The following is a 6,450-nucleotide window of genomic DNA, read 5'->3' on the forward strand; positions in this document are numbered from 1 at the left end:
AAGGCCCCAGTGCCTAAACACCAAAACCCAAACAGCAGACCCAAAAACACAGACCCGCCGCCCGCGTATCCCTTCCATCAAACAACAATGTCAAACAGCAGCACGGCAGCGTTCGGCGGAGAGCCTTGGCTGCCGTGGAGGCCGGGTTATAGGGCCGCGCCCGGCGGCCTGTCAAACCCTTTATGAAAAGATTTTTACGCTTGGCCGAAGTTTATCGGCGCTCGCCCTTAAAGGCTACAGCGTTAACCGCCTTTAAGGTTGACAAGCCCTTGTATGATCAGCAATTTTCAAAAATTGGTTAACGATTTGGTGGTATGACATTTACCGCCGACGTGGCCTGCCACGGGGGGCATCACACACAACCGTCAAGTTGCGGAGCACCTGTACGTCGTGACGAACCGTAAAATCGGGATGGAATCGCTTATGCGATTCGCCAAAAAGGTCAGCTATCCTGCAATCCTCGCAATTCCCCTGGTCGGCGGCGCCGTCGCCGCCAGCTGGTCCAGCGCCCACATAACCCGGTCCTTCGATGACGCCTCCGCTGAGGCCCCGGGGACGCTGGGGCGCGGCCTGGACCCGGCCGCAGGGGCCGCCGCAGGGGCCTTCTCGGTCGTGCCGGCAAGCGGTCCCGCCGCCGCGCCGCAGCCAGAGCAGGTCGCGGCCCTGCCGCGCGCCACGCTGCTGCGGCTGCCGGCCCAGGGCGAGATCGAAGCGCTGGAGGAAGCCGAGGCTCCGCCGCCGCCGGTCACCCGGCAGATCACCGTCGCCCGCGGCGATACCCTGATGAAACTGCTGATCGGCGCCGGGGTCGACCCGACCCACGCCCACCAGGCCGTGACCGCCATGGAGCCGGTCTACTCCGCCCGCCGGCTGATGCCGGGACAGGAAATCGACCTCGCCTTTGCAGCAACGGGTGCGGCCAGCGACACCGCCTCTGACGACCTGGGGCCGCTGCTGGCGATCAACTTCCGCCCCTCGCGCGAACGCGACATCGAAGTCAGCCGAACGCATCCTGACGAAGACTTTGCGGCCAACGCCGTCGACCGGCCCGTGGCCCGCCAGCTGGCCTATGCCCAGGGCACGATCCTGTCGAACCTCTCGGTGGCCGCGCGGGAGGTGAACGTCCCCAACCTCGTGTTGGTGGAAGCGATCCGCGCCTTCAGCTTCGACGTCGACTTCCAGCGCGAGATCCAGAAAGGCGACGACTTCGAGTTCCTCTACGAGATCTTCGTCGACGAAGACGGCCTGCCGGTGCGCACCGGCGAACTGCTCTATGCCGCCATGACGCTGTCGGGCAGCCGCACGGAGATCTATCACTACGAACGCGACAGCGGCGATGCGGATTACTTCACGCCGGAAGGCACCTCGGTCCGCCGCTCGCTGATGCGCACGCCCATCGACGGCGCGCGTCTGTCCTCGGGCTTCGGCATGCGCAAGCATCCGATCCTCGGCTACTCGAAGATGCACAAGGGCACGGACTTCGCCGCGCCGCGCGGCACGCCGATCTATGCGGCCGGCAACGGCGTGGTCGAGGTGGCGGCACGCCGCGGCGGCTACGGCAAGTATATCCGCATCCGCCACGGCTCCAGCTACAAGACCGCCTACGCCCACCTCCACGGCTATGCCAAGGGCATCAAGTCCGGCGCGCGGGTGAAGCAGGGCCAGGTGATCGGCTACGTCGGCTCGACGGGGCGTTCCACCGGCCCGCATCTGCACTACGAGGTCATCCTCAACGGAAAGCAGGTCAACCCCCTGAAGGTGACCCTGCCGCGGGGCGATAAGCTGAAAAAAGATGAACTGGCCGCCTTCGCGGCTCACCGTGCCGAAGTCGACCGTCAGGTCTCCATCGCCATGGGCGGTATCCTCATGGTACAGAAGGCCTGCGAGGAAGCAGGGGTCGTCGAACAAGGCTCTGCCACCGACCGCGAGTGCTGAGTTTCTGAGGACCTTCGAATCATGGACTGCTGCCTGCTGATCGCCGGCTATCTGGAGAAACGCACGCGACGCCGAGGCTGAGGCCGGCGGCGGCCGACCCAGGCACACCCGGGGCCGGACCGCGCCCGCCTGAAGCCCATCGGTTGTCACGCCCTGTCCGGTCGCGCCTTACCCGGCGCCCTTCTGCCGGACGGGCGTCTGCGGAGTTTCCCGATCCATGGTTTCCTACACACTGGCAGCGCTCGAAGGCCTCGGCCTCGGCGCCAGCCTTATCATCGCCATCGGCGCCCAGAACGCCTATGTCCTGCGCCAGGGGTTGCGGCGCGAACACGTCTTCGTGGTCGCGTCGCTCTGTTTCGTCATCGACGGCGGGCTGATCACCCTTGGCGCCGGCGGCTTTGCCGGGCTGCTGCGCGCCGTTCCCAGCCTGCCCGACATCGCCGCCTGGGGCGGCGCGGCCTTCCTGATCGCTTACAGCCTCAAGTCCTTTCACGCCGCCCTCAAGCCCGGGCGCCTCACCGCCGAGGACGGGGCCGCACCGGCAAGCACCGGGTTGCGCACGGCGGTGATGACCACCCTGGCACTCAGCCTGCTGAACCCGCACGTCTATCTCGACACGGTGATCCTGCTGGGCGGCATCGCCGCCCAGTATGCGGGTCTGGAGCGCCTGGCCTTTGCCGTCGGCGCGGTGACGGCCTCGGGCCTCTGGTTCTACGGCCTGGGCTTCGGGGCCAAGCGCCTGGCGCCCTTTTTCGCCCGCCCGCTGTCCTGGCGTCTGCTGGACGTCTTCGTCGGCTGCGTCATGGCGGCGATCGCCGCCGGCCTGATCATCGGCCAGCTGAGAAGCTGAGGAGTCTGGCAGCGGTGTCCGGGGCCAGGAACGGCCCCGGACGCTGCGCCGTCAGGCCAGATGCTCCCTGAAATGGTCCATGGTGCGGCTCCAGGCCAGCGCTGCCGCCGCCTCATCGTAGCGCGGCGTGGAGTCGTTGTGGAAGCCGTGACGGGTACCGGGATAGAAGTGGGCTTCGTGATCCACCTCGTTGGCCTTCAGGGCCGTTTCGTAGTCCGGCCAAGTGGCGTTCACCCGCTCGTCGTCTTCGGCGAAGTGGATCAGCATGGCCGCCTGAATGCGGCCGACCTGGGCGCTGTCCGGCGCGCGGCCATAGAACGGCACGCCGGCACTGAGGTCGGTGCCCATGGTCACGGCCAGGAAGTTGGTGGTGGCCCCGCCCCAGCAGAAGCCGGTGGCCCCCAGCTTGCCGGTCGAAAGCTCGTGATCCTTCAGGAAGCGCGCGCCGTTCAGCATGTCCTGGCGCAGCTTCGGCTGCTCCAGCGTGCGCTGCATGGCGCGGCCCTCGTCATCGTTGCCGGGATAGCCGCCAATGGGTGACAGACCGTCCGGCGCCAGCGCCAGGAACCCCTCGACCGCGGCGCGCCGCGCGACATCGGCGATGTAGGGATTGAGGCCGCGGTTCTCGTGGATCACCAGCACCGCCGGAAAAGGCCCGTCACCGCTCGGCTGCACAAGATAGCCGCGCATCTCGCCCGAGGTCCCGCCCGGGGAAGGGTAGGTCACATAGCGCGGCGTGATGCGCTCGTCGTTGAAGGAAACCGTCTCCGCCGCCGCATAGTCGGGCAGCATGGCCTGGGCCATGGCCAGGGCCGAGACGCCGCCCACGGTGATCGCTCTGGCGCGGTTCAGAAACTCGCGCCGGTCGATCTTGCCGTGGCAGTAGTCGTCGTAGAGTGCGTAGACGCGGTCATCGATCTTCTGGTCTGTCATCGCCCTGCCTCCTTGTTCGCTCGCGGCCCGGCCTTCGATGCCCGACCGATTGAAGGCAGAAGCCTAGCAAGGGCGGCAACACCTGCGCCAGCCGCGTCGTTCCGGTTTCACAGGATCGTCACCAAGGACGGCTGCCGTTGGGGACGGCCTCTACTCGGCCGCGTCTTCCAGCGGCCAGGCGGGACGGGGCATGGCAAAGACCTCATCGACCCGCGTGTAGTCCATGTAGCCGAGCCGCGCGATGGGCTTCAGCTTGGCCATGTCCACCCGGCCGTCGGTCAGAACCGCCTCGTCGATGTGGATGCCGATAACCTGGCCGAAGACGACGGCGTTGCGCGCGTCCGCTACATCGGAGGGCAGGTCGACGGTCTGCAGGTAGCGGCACTCCAGATGAATGGGCGAGGCCTTCACCCGCGGCGGCTTCACAAGCTTTGACGGGACCATTTCCAGGCCCGCTGCCGCCGCCTCGTCCACGCCGGCGGGGGCCGGCGCCGAGGTCTTGTTCATCGCGTCGCGCAGATCCCAGGTGACGACGTTGCAGACGAACTCGCCGGTGCGCTCGGCATTGGCAAGGGAGTCCTTGGAGCCGTCGGGCGGGCCGTCGGCCTTGCGTCCGCCGGGGGCGAACATCACCACCGGCGGCTCGCCGGCGACACCGTTGAAGAAGCTGTAAGGTGCCAGGTTCACCGCCCCGGCCTCGTTCACCGTGGTCACCCAGCCGATGGGCCGCGGCACGATGCAGGCCTTGAAGGGGTTGTGCGGCAACCCATGGTCGCCGCTGCGGGTGTCGTAGAACATCTGGTTACCCTCAAGGCCGAGGCTGCACCGCGGCGCTTTTCGTTGGTTTTCGGCACCGGCCCGCTCCCCCTCCCGGCCACCCAATGCGATTATCCTATGGGTGGCCGGGAGGGGGAGCGGGCTGGAACCGCCTCGACGAAAGTCGAGAAACGAACTAAGCCGCCGCCACCATCTCGCCGTTGATCGCCAGTCCCTCGGCCCCGGCGGTGACATTCACCGTGTCGCCGTCGCCGATCTTGCCCTCCAGGATCATGCTGGCCAGCGGGTTCTGCAGCTCCCGCTGGATCACCCGCTTCAGCGGCCGGGCGCCATAGACCGGGTCGTAGCCGCGGTCGGCCAGCCAGGTCTTGGCCGGCTCGTCCAATTCCAGGGTGATCTTGCGCTCGCCCAGCATGGCATGCAGGCGGGCGAGTTGAATGTCGACGATGCCGGTCATCTGCGGGCGCGTCAGGCGATGGAACAGCAGCACCTCGTCCAGGCGGTTGAGGAACTCCGGCCGGAAGGCGGCGCGCACCACCTCCATGACCTCGCCGCGCACCGCATCGCTGTCCTGGCCCTCCGGCTGGGCGGCCAGGATGTCGGCGCCGAGATTGGAGGTGAGGATGATCATGGTGTTGCGGAAGTCGATGGTGCGCCCCTGGCCGTCGGTCAGCCGCCCGTCGTCCAACACCTGAAGCAGAATGTTGAAGACGTCGGGGTGCGCCTTCTCCACCTCGTCGAAGAGCACGACCTGATAGGGACGGCGGCGGACCGCCTCGGTCAAAGCACCGCCCTCCTCGTAGCCGACGTAGCCCGGCGGCGCACCGATGATTCGGGCGACGGCGTGCTTTTCCATGTACTCCGACATATCGAGCCGCACCATGGCCGTCTCGTCGTCGAAGAGAAAGCGGGCCAGCGCCTTGGTCAACTCGGTCTTGCCGACGCCCGTGGGCCCGAGAAACAGGAACGAACCGATGGGCCGGTTGGGGTCCTGCAGACCGGCGCGCGCGCGGCGCACCGAGTTGGAGATGGCGACAATCGCCTCTTCCTGACCGATCACGCTGCGGCGCAGGGCATCTTCCATGGAGAGCAGCTTCTCGCGCTCGCCCTCCAGCATCTTGTCGACGGGAATGCCGGTCCAGCGCGACACCACGGAGGCGATGTCGTTCTCCGCCACCTCTTCGTTCAGCATGCGGTGTTCCTGCGCCGCCTCGGCCTCCTCGAGCTGTTTTTCGAGGCCGGGGATCACGCCGTACTTGAGTTCGCTGGCACGATTGAGGTCGCCGTCGCGCTGGGCGATTTCCAGTTCGCCGCGGGACTGATCGAGCTGTTCCTTCAGCTTCTGGGCACCGGCCAGCTTGTCCTTCTCGCCCTGCCACTGGGCGGTCAGCTCCGCCGACTGTTTCTCCAGTTCGGCAATCTCCGCGGTGAGCTTTTCCAGACGCTCCTTGGAGGCCTTGTCGCTCTCCTTCTGGAGCGCGTTCTCCTCGATCTTCATCTGCACCAGGCGGCGGTCCAGCTCGTCAATCTCCTCAGGCTTGGAGTCCACCACCATGCGCAGGCGGCTGGCGGACTCGTCCACCAGGTCGATGGCCTTGTCCGGCAGAAAGCGGTCCGCGATGTAGCGGTTCGACAGCGTCGCCGCCGCGACGATGGCCGCATCGGTGATGCGCACGCCGTGGTGCAGCTCGTACTTCTCCTTCAGGCCGCGCAGGATGGAAATGGTTTCCTCGACGCTCGGCTCCGGCACGAAGACCGGCTGGAAGCGCCGCGCCAGGGCGGCATCCTTTTCGATGTGCTTGCGGTATTCGTCCAAGGTGGTGGCGCCGACGCAGTGCAGGTCGCCGCGCGCCAGCGCCGGCTTCAGCATGTTGGAGGCGTCCATGGCGCCCTCGGCCTTGCCGGCACCGATCAGGGTGTGCAGTTCGTCAATAAAGACGATGATCTCGCCGCCG

Annotated in this window: 5 protein-coding genes; 2 read left to right on the forward strand and 3 right to left on the reverse strand. The window is 66.7% G+C overall.

Going from position 1 to position 6,450, the window contains the following annotated elements; genetic code table 11:
- The first annotated feature begins 423 nt into the window (after positions 1–423).
- Together Q0982_RS00190 and Q0982_RS00195 are read left to right on the forward strand one after the other, a co-directional pair.
- On the forward strand, positions 424–1,935 hold the full coding sequence (locus Q0982_RS00190) for a M23 family metallopeptidase (protein ID WP_299390699.1): 1,512 nt from the start codon (positions 424–426) through the stop codon (positions 1,933–1,935).
- A 217-nt stretch (positions 1,936–2,152) separates the two neighbouring features.
- Positions 2,153–2,785: a LysE/ArgO family amino acid transporter gene (locus Q0982_RS00195; protein ID WP_299390700.1), complete on the forward strand. Its 633-nt coding sequence runs from the start codon at positions 2,153–2,155 to the stop codon at positions 2,783–2,785.
- Positions 2,786–2,836: 51 nt separating this feature from the next.
- On the opposite strand, the gene Q0982_RS00200 is transcribed toward Q0982_RS00195, so the two are convergent.
- The 3 genes from Q0982_RS00200 to Q0982_RS00210 all read right to left on the reverse strand — a co-directional run.
- Positions 2,837–3,718, reverse strand: a complete 882-nt coding sequence (locus Q0982_RS00200; RefSeq protein ID WP_299390701.1) for a dienelactone hydrolase family protein — start codon at positions 3,716–3,718, stop codon at positions 2,837–2,839.
- Positions 3,719–3,868: 150 nt separating this feature from the next.
- Positions 3,869–4,516 (reverse strand): flavin reductase family protein, encoded by a 648-nt coding sequence (locus tag Q0982_RS00205; RefSeq protein ID WP_299390702.1) that lies wholly within the window; start codon positions 4,514–4,516, stop codon positions 3,869–3,871.
- A 154-nt stretch (positions 4,517–4,670) separates the two neighbouring features.
- The coding region (locus Q0982_RS00210) for an AAA family ATPase (RefSeq protein WP_299390703.1) at positions 4,671–6,450 on the reverse strand (1,780 nt) is incomplete at its 5' end.

Origin of the sequence: Pelagibius sp., assembly GCF_028281305.1 — a bacterium.
Lineage (GTDB): Bacteria > Pseudomonadota > Alphaproteobacteria > Kiloniellales > Kiloniellaceae > Pelagibius.